Genomic DNA, 13,443 nt, shown 5'->3' with positions numbered 1-13,443 from the left:
CCCGTTCTCGGTGCCGACGGTGGCCCCGGCGTCCCGCTCGGCTCGTCAGTCGGCGATGTTCGCCGTGACCGCGTCGATGTAGGCGGCGCGTTCCTCGCGCGAGTGCGGACGACCGGGCACGCCCGGACGCTGCTCCCACGGGAAGGGCCCGGCGTCGTGTCGGTACTCGATCCCCATCGCCTCGAGCCGGGCCGTGTGCTCGGCGAGGCGCCCCCGGAACTCCGCGACGTCCCGCGGTCCGGTGACGTCGGCCGACCAGAGGGCCTCGGCCAGTGCCGCGACGCGGGGGAACAGCTGGTAGTCGAGCTTGCGGGCGGTGTCCACGTGCTCGGTCCACATGTTGCCCTGGCCGCCGATGACGTGCGCGCGTTCGGCGTCCGTGAGGTCCGCCGGCACCGGGTCGAACGCGAACACGTCGTCGACGGTGAGGACGATCGACACCGGGATCGGCTCGGTCGCGAGGTCGCTCTGCCGGTAGTCGAGGTACACCTGGTCGTCCGGCGCGGAGATCACGTCGTGCCCCCGCTTCGCCGCGGTCCGGGCGCCGGTCAGGCCGCGCCAGGACAGCACGGTCGCCGACTTCGAGAGCGTGCCGCCCTCGAGGATCTCGTCCCAGCCGAAGGCCCGCCGCCCGTGCGACTCGACGTGCGCGGCGAGCCGGCCGATGATCCACGCCTGCAGCTGTTCCTCGTCGGCGAGGCCGAGCTCACGGATGCGCTCCTGCGTGCGGGGGTCGTCCTGCCACTGCACCTTGGGGCACTCGTCCCCGCCGACGCCGATGTACTCGGACGGGAACAGGGCGACGACCTCGTCGAGGACGTCCTGGAAGAAGGCGATCGTGGACTCCTCGGCGTTGAGGACGTCCTCGGCGATGCCCCACTCGGTCCACACGTCGACCGGGTCGCCCGAGACGCCGAGCGACGGGTAGGCCGCGAGGGCGGCGCGGACGTGCCCGGGGGTCTCGATCTCCGGGACGACCGTGACGAACCGGTCGCTCGCGTAGGCGACGATCTCGCGGATGTCGTCCTGCGTGTAGTAGCCGCCGTGCGGGCGGCCGTCGAACGACGCCGGGCGGAGGACACCGTCGGCGTCGGCGACGTGCGCTCCGACCTGGGACTCCTTCCGCCACGAGCCGACCTCGGTCAGGCGCGGGTACTTCCGGATCTCGATGCGCCACCCCTGGTCCTCGGTGAGGTGGAAGTGCAGGCGGTTCAGGCGGTGGGCCGCGAGCTGGTCGACCACCCGCATGACCTCGTGCTTCGTCCGGAAGTGCCGCGCGACGTCGAGCATGACGCCACGCCAGGCGAAGGCCGGAGCGTCCTCGACCGTGACCGCCGGGACCGTCCACGGGCCGTCGCCGACCCGGCCCCTGCGGTACACGTCGGCCGGCAGGGACTGCAGGAGTGCCTGGACGCCGTAGAACACGCCGGCGGCGCCGCCGCCCGTGACCTCGACGCCGTCGGGGGCGACCACGAGTCGGAAGGACTCGGAGCGGTCACCGCCCGGGCCCGCGGGGAGCGAGTCGTCCTCAGCCACACGGAGCGCGATCACGTCCGCCGTCGCCCCCGGGTCGTCCGCGGCGTCGCGCACCGGCAGTCCGGTCGAACCCCGCAGCGTCTGCTGCAGGTACAGTCGGACCGACTCGCTCGCGGCGTCTGCGGCGATGCGGGTCGACGGGGTGATCGCGAAGGCGCCGACACCCGGTTCGGTGCGGCGCGGCCGTGGGATGAGCATGTCGGAGTCCACCATTCCTCAATGATCTTTCGTAATATGGAGGCTATGGCCGTGGACGAGACCGTGTCAACGCTTCCGAACGGTGTCGTCGGCAGCGCTCCGGGGATGCTCCGACTCATCAACTCGCGCGCGATCCTCGCCGAGCTCTTCCGCGACGACGGCTCGCACACCGTGACCGAGCTCGGTCGGACCGTCGGGCTGTCCCGTCCCACCGTCGAGGCCGCCCTGGCCGACCTGGTCGACGAGGGATGGGTCACCGAGGCCGAGGCCATCGCGACGCCGAACAAGGCCGGGCGCCGGGCGAAGCGGTTCCGTGCGGACGCCGCGGCCGGGTCCGTGCTCGGCGTCGACCTCGGGCTGCACAGCATCGTGGGGCTCCGCTCGGACCTGCGCGGCCGCCAGCTCGCCCGGGTGGAGGAGGTCTACACCGACCTCGCCTCCGCCGAGCAGGCGTGGGCGAGCGTGCAGGACGTCGTCCGGCGGCTCGTCGAGGGCACCGACCCATCGCGGCTCCTCGCCGCGACCTTCGGCGTCCCCGCCGTCGTCGACCGCTCCGGCGAGATCGACTACACCGTCGCGGTCCCGCAGTGGGTGGAGCGACGCGTCCCCGGCCGGATCGGCGACCTCTTCCCCACGTCGACCACGTTCTTCGACAACGACGCGAAGCTCGCCGCCACGGCCGAGGCGATGTGGGGACGCTTCCGCGGGGTGCAGGACGGCCTCTACCTCGTGATGGGTCGCCAGATCGGCGCGGCGTACCTCGTCGACGGCTCGCTCGCACGCGGTGCGCGCGGAGCCGCCGGCGAGATGGGCGGCCTGGCATCGACGGGATGGCCCGACGCACCCGCCCGACTGGAGGCGCGGATCGCCCCCGGCGCGGACGTCGAGTCCGTCATGGCGTCGGCCGGGCAGGGGGACCCGGCGGCGGCCGCGGCGGTCCGTGCGCTCGCCGAGGACGTCGCCCCCGGGGTCGTCCAGCTCATCGCGACCATCGACCCCGAGGTCGTGGTCGTCGGCGGCGAGGTCCTGCCGGCGGCCGAGGTGTTCTGCGAGGCGCTGACCGGTTTCGTCACGCCCGGGCTCCGGCACCCCGTCGAGATCGTCCCGTCGACGGTCGGCCGCGATGCCGTCGCCCGCGGTGCCCTGGCGCGATCGCTCACCCACGTCCGGACGTCGCACATGGGACTCGGCTGACGTCCAGGTTGCGTGCCGGGTCCTGACAGGGCGTTCAGGCACGATCGGGGGATGACGACTGCCGTGGCTGCGCCTGCCCACACCATGACCGTCGCCGCCGGCGACTCCGCCACCGACCAGGAGATGGGCGGACTGTCCGGCCTGGTGCTGCAGCTCATCGACGCCCTGGGGGAGTGGGGCGTCGCTCTGATGCTCTTCGTCGAGACGGTCTTCCCGCCGATCCCGTCCGAGGTGATCCTGCCGCTCGCCGGCTTCCTGGCCGGAGCCGGTCGGATGAACCTCGTGCTCGTCCTGCTGCTCGCGACGCTCGGCTCCTACCTCGGCGCACTGGTGCTGTACTGGCTCGGCGCCGTCATCGGCTTCGAGCGGACGACGCGTTGGCTCGGCAAGCTGCCCCTCGTCGACGAGGACGACTTCCGCAAGGCGGCGGACTGGTTCCACCGGCACGGCCGGAGCGCGGTCTTCTTCGGCCGGTTCGTGCCGATCGTCCGCAGCCTCATCTCGCTGCCGGCCGGAGCGGACCGGATGCACCTCGGGACGTTCTCGGTGTTCACGATCATCGCGAGCGGGATCTGGAACAGCGCCCTGGTGCTCCTCGGCGCGGCGTTCGGGACCCAGTACGACAAGGTCGAGCAGTACACCGAGTGGATCGACCGCGTCCTCTACGTGGCGATCGCCGCGGTCGTGGTGACCTTCGTGGTCCGCCGGGTGCGCCGCATCCGTGCCGACCGCGCGGGACGCACCGGCACCGGACGGGCCGACGGCACCGCCCGCGGCCGACGTCGTGCCGAGGCCGCGGGCGACTGAGCCGTCAGGCCTTCGTCAGTGCGGACTCCTTGTGGGCGGCCTGCTTGCCCGTCTTCTCCGACTCGACGATCCAGTACGGGTCGTCGTCCGTCGGCTTGAAGGACTGCCCGTCGAACTGGAAGTGCTTCGTCTTCTTCTCGACCAGTTTCCCGGTCGTGGTGCCCTGCGAGGTCTTCCAGTGGACCTTCTCGCCCTTCGACAGTGCCATGGCGTCCTCCTGACGTCGACGTCGAGTGATCGCTCACCCGTGGAAGGGCCGAACGTACCCCGATGCATCCGCATGATCTCGGGGAAGTCACGGCAGAAATGTCCCCCATCACGATGTCATAACACGTACCCGAAAGGCCGGTGGGACGCGTACCGTACTGGATGAGCCACCGCGGAGGCAACTGCCCCGGATCACCCGGCTCTCGGACGGAACGACATCAACCATGACCCTGCTGAACGTCACTCGGGCGGAGACGGTCCTCGCGGGCCGCTACCGCCTCGTGAAGCTCATCGGCACGGGTGGCATGGGGTCGGTCTACGAAGCACGTGACGAGCACACCTACCGCGCCGTCGCGGTGAAGCTCTTCGCGACGCCCGAGTCGATGACCACGGCCGACCGGGTCCGCCAGGAACGCGAGATCCGGCTCCTGAGCATGCTGTCGCACCCGGGGCTCATCCCGCTGTACGACGCCGGCACCCACGACTTCGAGGACGGCCCGCACCGCTTCATCGTGATGGAGCTCATCGCCGACACGACGCTCCTGCGCCGACTCGCGGGCGGCGCCCTGCACAACTACGAGGTGGCCGACCTCGGCGCCCAGCTCGCCGACGCCCTGGCGTACGTGCACTCGCGCGGCATCGTCCACCGCGACGTCAAGCCGGCGAACATCCTGATCAGCGACGAGGGATCGTCCGGGTTCGCCCGTACCGTGAAGCTGACGGACTTCGGCGTCGCGCACTTCGTCGACGGTTCCCGCCTGACCAACGACGGCACGATCATCGGGACGGCCGCCTACCTCAGCCCCGAGCAGGTCGCCGGCGAGCCGATCGGCTTCGCCACCGACGTCTACTCGCTCGGCCTCGTGCTGCTCGAGGCCCTGACCGGCAAGCAGGAGTACTCCGGCACCCTGATCGAGGCGGCCCTCGCACGCCTGCGGCACGACCCGGAGATCCCCGACGACATCGCGCCGGAGTGGCGGGACCTCCTCGCGAAGATGACCGCGCGGAACCCCGACCGACGCCCGACCGCGGTGGCGATCGCGAACGCCCTGCGCGGTGGCTCGACGCAGATCACCGGTCCGGTGCCGCTCGGACCGCAGCGCGTCAAGCACAAGCGCGACCACCGACTGCACCGCGCTGCGCACCGGCACGCCAAGCGCGGCACGTTCGTGACCGTGCGTCGGTGGCGTCGCCGGAACGTCCTCGTCGGGTCGTTCGCGGCCTTCGGCGTCCTCGTCGCCTGCGCCGCGTCCTACGTCGCCGGCGCGCTGCACTAGCGTCCGGCGCGCGGCCCCGAGCCGTGCGCACCGCCGGTCGCCCGCGCGTCCGGGGTCCCTGGCAGGATGGACCGCATGACCGACCAGCGCTGGATCAAGATCTGCGGCCTGTCGACGCCCGACACCGTGGACGCCGCCATCGACGCGGGCGCCGACGCGGTCGGGTTCGTCTTCGCCGCCGGCAGCCCCCGGACCGTGACGGCGGACCTCGCGAAGGAGCTCGTCGAACGCGTGCCGGACGGCATCGACGCCGTCGGGGTCTTCCGCGACCAGGAGATCGACGAGGTGGTCGGCATCGCCTCCGCGGTGGGCCTCACGACCCTGCAGCTGCACGGCGGCGAATCGGCGACCGACTTCGCCCGGGCCCGCGACGCCGGCTTCTTCACGATCCGGGCGGTCGCGGCCGAGGACTACCTGCGCGAGACGCCCGAGCAGCGCGCGTCGTACGACCACGACCTGCTCCTGCTCGACGCGGCGGTCCCGGGCAGCGGTCGGCTCATCGACCCCGGCGCGGTGGCCGGCAAGGTCGACGAGGCGTGGATCCTCGCCGGCGGACTGACCCCGGCCAACGTGGTGGCGGCGATCGAGTCGCTCGACCCGGACGGGGTGGACGTGTCGAGCGGGGTCGAGTCCGAGCGCGGCGTCAAGGACGCCGCGAAGATCCGGGCGTTCGTCGAGGCGGTCCGCAGCATCCCCTGACGGCGCACGCCGCGCCTCCTGGCCGACCGCGGTCGCGCGTCAGCGCAGGGTCGGGATCAGCTCCGTGAGGAACGCGTCGGTGTCCTCCCAGCCCTCGACCGCGTGGCACGGAACGCCCAGGGCCTTCACCGGGTAGTCGTTGCCCTCGGGGTCGAGCCGGTCGCCCACGAAGAGCATCGCGTCGAGCGGCACCCCCGTGATCTCGGCGAGCCGCTGCATGCCGTAGGCCTTGTCGATGCCCTTCCGGGTGATGTCGACGCTGGTCGAGCCACCGGAGCGCACCTCGAGGTCGGGGAGCTCGGCCTGCACCAGACGGCGGAGCTCGTCCTTCTTGGCGCCCGTCGGGTCCCACTGCTTCTTGACGTCGACCGGAGCCGACTGGCCGAGCGCGGAGAACGTGATCTGGGACCCGCGGTCCTCGAGGATGGGTCCCCAGGTCTCGGACTCCCAGAACCCGGCGGCCTTCGCCACGGCCTCGACCGCGTCGAGGGCACGGGTCTTCTGATCGTCGGTGAGGTCTTCGGCGTACTGCAGTGCCCAGTCGTCACCGGCCCACCGGTAGTAGGCGGTGCCGCAGGTCGGCAGCAGGTGCAGGTCGTCGAGCACGAGCCCGTCCCGGCGGCGCAGGGGTGCGACGAGCTGCTGCTCGAACTGCTGGAAGTTGCCGCCGGAGATCACCGCGACCGGCACGACCTCGAGCAGGGACGCGAAGGTCTCGAGCATCCGGGGGTCGAGCGCGGACTTCGAGGGGGCGAGGGTGTCGTCCAGGTCGAAGGCGACGAGGCGGGGCGTGGTCATGCCCCGATCCTGCCAGAGCCGACGGCACGGACGCCGCACGACCGGGCTCGTCGTGCCGCGGTGCGCGATGTGTGCGGTGTCGCGCGCGGGGCACGACGGGGCCGGACACGACAGCGGCCGCACCCCGGTGGGGATGCGGCCGCGTGTGGTGGGGAAGGGCTACTCCTTGACGAGCACGACCTCGTCGAGCGGGAGGCGGGTGCGCGGGGCGACCTCGCGCTCCGCGGCCTTGTCGTCGAGCTGCGACGGGTCCGCCACGGTGCCGATCACGGTGACCGTGTACGGCAGGAAGCGCTCGGGCAGGTCGAACGCGGCGCGGAGGCCCTCGGCGTCGATACCGGCCATCTGGTGCACGTGCAGGCCCTCGGCGTGCGCCTGGACCGTCAGGGCGGCGAGGGACTGGCCGAGGTCGTACTGCGCGAACGGACGCTCGTCGCCGTCCTCGGTCACCGTCTCGAGCAAGCCGACCACGAGCGCGCTGGCGCGGAACGCCCACGCGGCGTTGAAGCCGAGCAGGTTCTCGTTGATCTTCCGGAAGGTCTCGGTGCCCCGACGACCGGCGATGAAGCGGCGCGGCTGGAAGTTCATGGCCGACGCGGCCCAGCGCGCGGCCTCGAGGACGGCGTCGAACTGCTCGTCCGAGATCGTCGCGGTCTCGTCGTAGGAACGGGGGCTCCACCGCTCTTCGAGCAGCGGGACGAGGGGCTGGCTGGAGTCGGTCGAACGCGTCAGCGTGGTGGAGTTCGTCGAGGTCATGGTGGCGTCAACGGTATTCGATGCGTCCGCATTTCCGGCCTGAGCAACGTCACATGGTGCAAGGATGGTGGCGATGGGTGGCGTGTTGACCGGGTTCGCGATCATCGGCGCGATCATCGCCGCCGGGTACGTCGTCGGACGCACCGGACTGCTCGGCCAGCACGCCCAGTTCGTGATGAGCCGGCTCGCGTTCTTCGTGCTGATGCCGTGCCTGCTGTTCCACACGATCGCCACGGCGGACATCCACGTGCTGCTGTCGCCGATGCTCGCGGTGTCGCTCCTCAGCGCGGTCGTCGTGGCCATCGGCGCCGGTGTCGTGTTCCGGCTGGTGCTCCGTCGGCCCCTCGCGACGACGACGGTCGGGGCCCTCGCCGCGAGCTACGTCAACGCGAACAACATCGGGCTGCCGGTCGCCGTGTACGTCCTCGGGCGGGCCACCGCGGTCGTGCCGGTCATCCTGCTCCAGCTCATCGTGCTCGCGCCGATCGCGCTCACGATCCTGGACACCGCGACCTCGGCTGGTGGCAGCTGGGCGCGTCGTGTCTCCGGGCCGTTCCGGAACCCGATCATCATCGCCTCGCTCGTCGGCCTGGTGTTCTCGGCGACGGGCACCGCCCTGCCGACGCCGGTGCTCGAGCCGTTCTCGTTGGTCGGCGCGGCCGCGGTGCCCGTCGTCCTGCTGTCGTTCGGGATGAGCCTGCACGGTGCGACCCCGCTGCGCGACCCCGCGATCCGGGCGGACGTGATCGTGGCGTCGGCGATCAAGCTCGTCGTGATGCCGGCCGTGGCGTTCGTGCTCGCCCGGTACGCGTTCGGTCTGGGGGACCAGGACGTCTTCGTGCTCACGACGCTCGGGGCGCTGCCCGCGGCGCAGAACGTGTTCAACTACGCGCAGCGGTACGGAGCGGCGGTGCCGATCGCGCGCGACGTGGTGCTCGTCTCGACGATCGGCTCGGTGCCCGTGCTGGTCGCGGTGGCCGCCCTGCTCCACCCGTAGCCGCGCGCTGGCGGCGTCGGCCGGGGCCGCGGTCGTGCCCGCGCCGGCGCCGGGCCACGACGCCGCGCGAGCGGGCAGAGACCGTCCCGATCGCCGCCGGGTAGCGGCGCTTTCCGCCCGGTCGCCGGGCGACGCGCGGCATGTTCCGGCCGGTCGCGGGGCGGTGCGCGGTGTGTCCTGCCCGGGCGCGGGGCGGTGCGCGGCGTGTCCGGCCCGCTCGGGGCCCGTGTCGGGACCCGACGACGGACGGGAGGCGCGGGGCGGGCCGGATCCGCGCCTCCCGTCCGTCTCGCGGGGCCTGTGGAACGGGCGGTGTGTCCTGGCAGGTCGGCGCGTACCGTGGGCGCCACCGAACGGAAGAGGAGGTCCCCGATGGACACGATGGCGATGATGAAGACGATGTCGATGACGGACGTGCCCGTCCAGATGGACGCCGAGGCGATGCAGGACACGATGATGGCGATGAACGCCGCGTCGATGGCCGCGACGATGTGCTCCGCGAGCGACATGCGTGCGGGCGGCGAGATGGCCACCTGCGCCGCGATGTGCTCGAACACGGCGATGATGGCCGACACCGGCATGCGGATGATGATGCGTCCGGCTGGAATGGACGCGCAGTCGATGCGGGCGATGCTCACGACGGTCACGGCCATGGGCACGATGTGCGCTGCCGAGTGCCGGAAGCACGCCGACATGGACGAGACGTGCCGCTACTGCGCGATGGCGTGCGACGAGATGGTCGCGAAGTGCGAGGCGATGCTGGCCTCGATGACCGCCTGACGCGTCACGCGACGCGCGCGGTGGTCTTCCGACCGCCCGCGCTGAGGATCTCCGCGGCGGGGTGGTGGGCGACCGGTGCTCCCACCGACACGAGCGTGTCGGCGTCCGCCACCCGCAGCTGCGTCACGTCGCCGTCGAGGAACGCGACCACCAGGTCGGCCGGACGGGTCTCGAGGACGATGCCGTCCCGCCAGGCACGGGGCGTGGCGTCGGCCATGACGCGCTGGATCGGAAGGATCGTCGACGGGGTCGTGCGGGACATGGCTTCACCTGCTCTCGAAGGGGTTCGGTGCAGGAACGCTACGTCGGCCGGTCCGCCGGGCTCAACGCCGACGGACGCGGGGAGTAACAGACGGCGTCAGAAGATCATCGGCCGGTCGTCGTCGAGTGAGGTCTCGAGGTCGAGGTCGACCGTGACGGGGACGTGGTCGCTCGGCGCGTCGCCCTTCCGCTCGTCGCGGTGGATGGTCGCGTCGGTGACGACGTCCGAGAACGCCTCGGAACCCATGATGAAGTCGATGCGCATGCCCTCGTTGCGCGGGAAGCGCAGCGACTTGTAGTCCCAGTACGTGTAGCCGTCGGGCACGATCGGGCGGACGACGTCCTGCAGCCCACGCTCCTCGAACGCCCGGAACGCGGCACGTTCCGGCTCGCTGACGTGCGTGTGGCCCTCGAACACGGCGACGTCCCACACGTCGGAGTCGAGCGGCGCCACGTTCCAGTCGCCCATGAGCGCCAGCGGTGTGTCCGGCTCGGCACGGAGCCACTCGGACGTGCGGTCGGCGAGCTGTCCGAGCCAGTCGAGCTTGTACGTGTAGTGCGGGTCGCCGAGCTCGCGGCCGTTCGGCACGTAGAGGCTCCACAGCCGGACGCCGTCGACCGTGACGCCCATGGCACGGGCCTCCACCGGCAGGTCGGGTCCCTCGTGCCCCTTGAGGAAGCCGGGCTGGCCGGGGAAGTCGCGGGTGACGTCCTCGAGCGGGAGCCGGCTGGCGAAGGCGACGCCGTTCCACTGGTTCAGGCCGTGCGCCTCGACCTGGTAGCCGGCAGCCTCGAACGACTCGAACGGGAACTGCTCGGGCTTGCACTTGATCTCCTGCATGCCGAGGACGTCGACGTCCTCGCGCACCAGCCAGTCGACGATCCGACCCACTCGGGTGCGGACGGAGTTCACGTTCCAGGTCGCCACGCGCATGGGTCCGAACCTACCGTGGGCCAGCCGGGCGCCGTCCGCGTGCCGGGGCCACGGGGCGGGCGGGGCACGGCACGATGGTGTTCGGTGGACGGACACGACGAGCACGACGAGACCCCTCCGGAGGGACGCATGGCATCGACGACGACCGGCGTGGCGGGGACCGCGGCCACGACGCGGGCCGGCGTGGCGAGGACCGCGGCCACGACGACGACCGGCGTGGCGGGGTCCGCGACGGCCACGACGACGCGGGCGGCCACCGAGGGACGGACCATCATCGACGACAGCGTCGTCGCGAAGGTCGCCGGCATCGCGGCCGCCGCCGTCCCCGGGGTCCACGCACTCGGCGGCGCCGCGACCCGGGCGTTCGGTGCGGTCCGGGACGCGATCGCATCGAGCGCACTCGGCCGTGGTGGTTCCGGGTCGAGCGCGCTCGGACAGGGTGTCCGCGTCGAGGTCGGCGACGAGCGCGCCGCGATCGAGCTCACGATCGTCGTGGACCACCCGAGGCCGATCCCGGCCGTCGCCGAGGCGGTGCGGACGGCCGTCGCCACCGCCGTCACCGAGCTCGTCGGCCTCGAGGTCGTGTCGGTCGACGTCGTGGTCACGGACGTGTGGGTCCCGGCGCTCGACGGGGACGTCGACGGCGCGGACGTGGGAGTCCCGGTCCTCGACCGGGACGTCGACGGCGCGGACGCCACCCGCGGTCGCGCCCGGTGACCACCGTCGGCGGTGCCGCACGACGAGGCAGCGGCGGCCCCCGGGCGATCGACGGGCTGACCCGTGCACGGGGTGACGTCCTGGTGCCGTCGGTCGTCCGCTCCGCGGCGCGAGGGCGATCGGTGCAGGCCGTGTGGGTCAACGAGATCGGCGGCCGGACCTTCCGCATCGGCGAGGACGGGCGTGCCGAGGAGTACGTCAAGGTCCTGCCGCACGCCTACGCGTCGTGGATCGTCGGCGAGGCCGCCCGGCTGACGTGGGCGTCCCGGTACGCGACGGTGCCGGAGCTCCTCGACCACGGCGTCGACGACGAGGGGGTCTGGCTGCGCACGCGGGCACTCCCCGGGTGGAGCGCGGTCGATCCGCGGTGGCACGACGATCCCCGGACCGCCGTCATCGCGGCCGGCGAGGGGCTCCGGGCACTGCACGACACGCTGCCCGTGCTGGACTGCCCGTTCGAGTGGTCCACCGTGCAGCGGGCCGGACGCGCCCGCGCTGCCGGGGCCGACCCGGACGCGCTCGGCCCCGAGCCGGCCGTGGACCGCGTCGTGGTGTGCCACGGCGACCCCTGCACGCCGAACACCCTGATCGGTGCCGACGGCCGGTTCGCCGGGCACGTGGACCTCGACGCCCTGGGGATCGCCGACCGGTGGGCGGACCTCGGCGTGGCGACGATGGCGCTCGGCTGGAACTACGGCCCCGGGTGGGAGGGGCTCTTCCACGAGGCGTACGGAGTCCCGCTCGACGAGGAGCGGACCGCCTGGTACCGGGCGCTGTGGAACCTGGACGACGACGGCGTCGAGACGTCAGCGGACGGCGGCGACGGGGTCGAGGCGGTCAGCGACGGCGTCGACACGGCCGCCGGGCGGGACGACTAGAAGGCCACGCCCCGCGCCTGCATGAACGGCACCGGGTCGACGGTGGCGCCGTTCACGTGCACCTCGAAGTGCGTGTGGCAACCCGTCGAGTTGCCGGTGGAGCCGACGAGTGCGATCAGCTGCCCGGCCGAGACCCGCTGCCCGGGGCTGACGCGGAACCCGCCGTTCACGATGTGCCCGTACGCGGTCTGCACGCCACCGCCGTGGCTGATCCGGACGTAGTTGCCGTACCCGCCGTACCAGCCGGCGTAGTCGACGGTGCCCGCGGCCGCCGCGACGATGGGCGTCGAGCAGCCGCTCGCCAGGTCTGCACCGTCGTGCTTGATGACGGAGCCGTAGATCGGGTGCACGCGGTACCCGTAGGGGCTGATGACGTAGCCACTCGCCGGCCGGACCCACCCGGTGCCCGAACCGGAACCGGGCGATCCGCTGGCGCCGGAGCCGCTGCTGCCCGTGCTGCCACCGCCGCCACCGCCGCCGCTGTTCGCCGCGGCGGCCGCGCGCTGAGCGGCGAGCGCGCGCAGGTACGCCTCGCGCGCAGCCTTCTCCTCTGCCGCCTTGCGCACGGCCTCGCCCTTGGCGAACTCGGCCTCGGTCCGGACGCGGCCGGAGGTCAGTGTCGCGAGCTGGGCGTCGAGGCGGGCCTTGTTCGACTGCTGCTCGTCGTAGGCGGCCTGCACCTTGTCGGCCGCGGCCTGGGACGCCTGCATGCGGCGCTCGGCCTCGGCAGCGAGGTCGGCGAGCGCCTCGGACGCACGGTCGGCCTGATCGGTGAGGGAGCGGGCGACGGCGGCGTCGGCCGTGGCTGCCGCCTCGACGCGTTCGGCCTGCTCCGAGAGCTTGCTCAGCGCACCGAGGTTGTAGAGGAGGTCACTGGCGTCCTGGCCACCGGAGATGACCGACGCCGTGACGTCGGATCCACCGGACCGGGCCATCTGCGCCGCGAACTGTCCCGCCTGGGCGGCGCTCTGCTCGGCGGTCTCGGTGTGCTCGTCGGCGTCGGCGCGGAGTCGCTGCTCCTTCTCGGCGGCGTCCTGCGCCTTGCCCTGCGCCTCGAAGAACTCGGTGCCGAGGCGCTGGGCCTCGGCCTCGGCCGCCTTCACCTTGCTGGAGAGCCCGGAGATGATGCCCCGGATCTCGGTTATCTGGTCCTGCTTGGCGGACTCCTGCCCGCGCGCGGCCATCACCTCGTCCCACGAGGGGTAGGTCGCCGCGCTCGCCACCGGGGCGTCGAGCACCACCGTGCCGACCAGGCCCGCGAGCGCGAGGGCGGCGGCGGCGAGACGGAGGCGGACGGCGGCACGGCGACGCGGGTGGCTTGGGGGACGAGTCACGCACCCGAGCCTATACATCCGTTCAGGCACGACGGGTCGTCGCCGCGCGGCTGTGGAGAACTTCGCAGGG

General features: G+C 72.4%; 15 protein-coding genes. 8 read left to right on the top strand and 7 right to left on the bottom strand.

All coding sequences use genetic code 11. The features are described from left to right. Positions 1-45 precede the first annotated feature (45 nt). Complete coding sequence (locus tag ACNQOV_RS08070) at positions 46-1,749, bottom strand: beta-N-acetylhexosaminidase (RefSeq protein WP_416394076.1); 1,704 nt, start codon at positions 1,747-1,749, stop codon at positions 46-48. A gap of 36 nt (positions 1,750-1,785) precedes the next feature. Between ACNQOV_RS08070 and ACNQOV_RS08065 the strand changes: the two genes are divergently transcribed. Together ACNQOV_RS08065 and ACNQOV_RS08060 are read left to right on the top strand one after the other, a co-directional pair. Continuing rightward, a complete protein-coding gene (locus ACNQOV_RS08065) occupies positions 1,786-2,928 on the top strand; it encodes an ROK family protein (protein WP_416394075.1) in 1,143 nt (380 codons plus the stop codon). Between the two features lie 51 nt (positions 2,929-2,979). Next, positions 2,980-3,735: a DedA family protein gene (locus ACNQOV_RS08060; protein ID WP_416394074.1), complete on the top strand. Its 756-nt coding sequence runs from the start codon at positions 2,980-2,982 to the stop codon at positions 3,733-3,735. A 4-nt stretch (positions 3,736-3,739) separates the two neighbouring features. On the opposite strand, the gene ACNQOV_RS08055 is transcribed toward ACNQOV_RS08060, so the two are convergent. Then, entirely contained in the window at positions 3,740-3,943 is a 204-nt protein-coding gene (locus tag ACNQOV_RS08055; RefSeq protein ID WP_416394073.1) for a DUF2945 domain-containing protein, read from the bottom strand. A gap of 223 nt (positions 3,944-4,166) precedes the next feature. Here ACNQOV_RS08055 and ACNQOV_RS08050 point away from each other — a divergent pair, with 223 nt between their 5' ends. Then, positions 4,167-5,219, top strand: coding sequence for a serine/threonine-protein kinase (locus ACNQOV_RS08050; protein WP_402265248.1), 1,053 nt, complete (start codon positions 4,167-4,169; stop codon positions 5,217-5,219). A 75-nt stretch (positions 5,220-5,294) separates the two neighbouring features. Continuing rightward, a complete protein-coding gene (locus tag ACNQOV_RS08045) occupies positions 5,295-5,918 on the top strand; it encodes a phosphoribosylanthranilate isomerase (protein ID WP_416394072.1) in 624 nt (207 codons plus the stop codon). Positions 5,919-5,957: 39 nt separating this feature from the next. Here the strand turns inward: ACNQOV_RS08045 and ACNQOV_RS08040 are convergent, their stop codons facing one another. Continuing rightward, the gene (locus tag ACNQOV_RS08040) at positions 5,958-6,716 is read right to left on the bottom strand and encodes an HAD-IIB family hydrolase (RefSeq protein WP_022906328.1); all 759 of its coding nucleotides are present in this window, start codon (positions 6,714-6,716) and stop codon (positions 5,958-5,960) included. Positions 6,717-6,875: 159 nt separating this feature from the next. Next, complete coding sequence (locus ACNQOV_RS08035; RefSeq protein WP_416394071.1) at positions 6,876-7,472, bottom strand: nitroreductase family protein; 597 nt, start codon at positions 7,470-7,472, stop codon at positions 6,876-6,878. A gap of 73 nt (positions 7,473-7,545) precedes the next feature. On the opposite strand from ACNQOV_RS08035, the gene ACNQOV_RS08030 reads away from it, so the two are divergent. Then, a complete protein-coding gene (locus ACNQOV_RS08030) occupies positions 7,546-8,469 on the top strand; it encodes an AEC family transporter (protein WP_416394070.1) in 924 nt (307 codons plus the stop codon). A 372-nt stretch (positions 8,470-8,841) separates the two neighbouring features. After that, the gene (locus tag ACNQOV_RS08025) at positions 8,842-9,249 is read left to right on the top strand and encodes a hypothetical protein (protein ID WP_022905660.1); all 408 of its coding nucleotides are present in this window, start codon (positions 8,842-8,844) and stop codon (positions 9,247-9,249) included. Between the two features lie 4 nt (positions 9,250-9,253). On the opposite strand, the gene ACNQOV_RS08020 is transcribed toward ACNQOV_RS08025, so the two are convergent. Beyond that, positions 9,254-9,511, bottom strand: a complete 258-nt coding sequence (locus ACNQOV_RS08020; RefSeq protein WP_402265237.1) for a nuclease — start codon at positions 9,509-9,511, stop codon at positions 9,254-9,256. Between the two features lie 96 nt (positions 9,512-9,607). Then, positions 9,608-10,444: an exodeoxyribonuclease III gene (locus tag ACNQOV_RS08015; RefSeq protein WP_416394069.1), complete on the bottom strand. Its 837-nt coding sequence runs from the start codon at positions 10,442-10,444 to the stop codon at positions 9,608-9,610. A gap of 129 nt (positions 10,445-10,573) precedes the next feature. Between ACNQOV_RS08015 and ACNQOV_RS08010 the strand changes: the two genes are divergently transcribed. Together ACNQOV_RS08010 and ACNQOV_RS08005 are read left to right on the top strand one after the other, a co-directional pair. Next, positions 10,574-11,161, top strand: a complete 588-nt coding sequence (locus ACNQOV_RS08010) for an Asp23/Gls24 family envelope stress response protein (RefSeq protein WP_416394068.1) — start codon at positions 10,574-10,576, stop codon at positions 11,159-11,161. Continuing rightward, positions 11,158-12,039: a phosphotransferase gene (locus ACNQOV_RS08005; protein ID WP_416394067.1), complete on the top strand. Its 882-nt coding sequence runs from the start codon at positions 11,158-11,160 to the stop codon at positions 12,037-12,039. Before ACNQOV_RS08010 ends, ACNQOV_RS08005 begins: the two co-directional genes overlap by 4 nt. Here ACNQOV_RS08005 and ACNQOV_RS08000 read toward each other — a convergent pair. Then, positions 12,036-13,373: a M23 family metallopeptidase gene (locus ACNQOV_RS08000; RefSeq protein WP_416394066.1), complete on the bottom strand. Its 1,338-nt coding sequence runs from the start codon at positions 13,371-13,373 to the stop codon at positions 12,036-12,038. The genes ACNQOV_RS08005 and ACNQOV_RS08000 overlap by 4 nt on opposite strands. Between the last annotated feature and the right edge of the window lie 70 nt (positions 13,374-13,443).

Origin of the sequence: Curtobacterium sp. LFS084 (assembly GCF_047977705.1) — a bacterium.
In the GTDB taxonomy this organism is placed as follows: Bacteria; Actinomycetota; Actinomycetes; order Actinomycetales; family Microbacteriaceae; genus Curtobacterium.
Note: the sequence above shows the minus strand (reverse complement) of the source record. Positions and strands in the feature narration are given on the sequence as shown.

Bases quoted from the DNA above. Each gene is read 5' to 3' on its own strand.
- ACNQOV_RS08070 (WP_416394076.1), bottom strand. From the start codon at position 1,749: ATGGTGGACTCCGACATGCTCATCCCACGGCCGCGCCGCACCGAACCG.
- ACNQOV_RS08060 (WP_416394074.1), top strand. From the start codon at position 2,980: ATGACGACTGCCGTGGCTGCGCCTGCCCACACCATGACCGTCGCCGCC.
- ACNQOV_RS08055 (WP_416394073.1), bottom strand. From the start codon at position 3,943: ATGGCACTGTCGAAGGGCGAGAAGGTCCACTGGAAGACCTCGCAGGGC.
- ACNQOV_RS08050 (WP_402265248.1), top strand. From the start codon at position 4,167: ATGACCCTGCTGAACGTCACTCGGGCGGAGACGGTCCTCGCGGGCCGC.
- ACNQOV_RS08045 (WP_416394072.1), top strand. From the start codon at position 5,295: ATGACCGACCAGCGCTGGATCAAGATCTGCGGCCTGTCGACGCCCGAC.
- ACNQOV_RS08040 (WP_022906328.1), bottom strand. From the start codon at position 6,716: ATGACCACGCCCCGCCTCGTCGCCTTCGACCTGGACGACACCCTCGCC.
- ACNQOV_RS08035 (WP_416394071.1), bottom strand. From the start codon at position 7,472: ATGACCTCGACGAACTCCACCACGCTGACGCGTTCGACCGACTCCAGC.
- ACNQOV_RS08030 (WP_416394070.1), top strand. From the start codon at position 7,546: ATGGGTGGCGTGTTGACCGGGTTCGCGATCATCGGCGCGATCATCGCC.
- ACNQOV_RS08025 (WP_022905660.1), top strand. From the start codon at position 8,842: ATGGACACGATGGCGATGATGAAGACGATGTCGATGACGGACGTGCCC.
- ACNQOV_RS08020 (WP_402265237.1), bottom strand. From the start codon at position 9,511: ATGTCCCGCACGACCCCGTCGACGATCCTTCCGATCCAGCGCGTCATG.
- ACNQOV_RS08015 (WP_416394069.1), bottom strand. From the start codon at position 10,444: ATGCGCGTGGCGACCTGGAACGTGAACTCCGTCCGCACCCGAGTGGGT.
- ACNQOV_RS08010 (WP_416394068.1), top strand. From the start codon at position 10,574: ATGGCATCGACGACGACCGGCGTGGCGGGGACCGCGGCCACGACGCGG.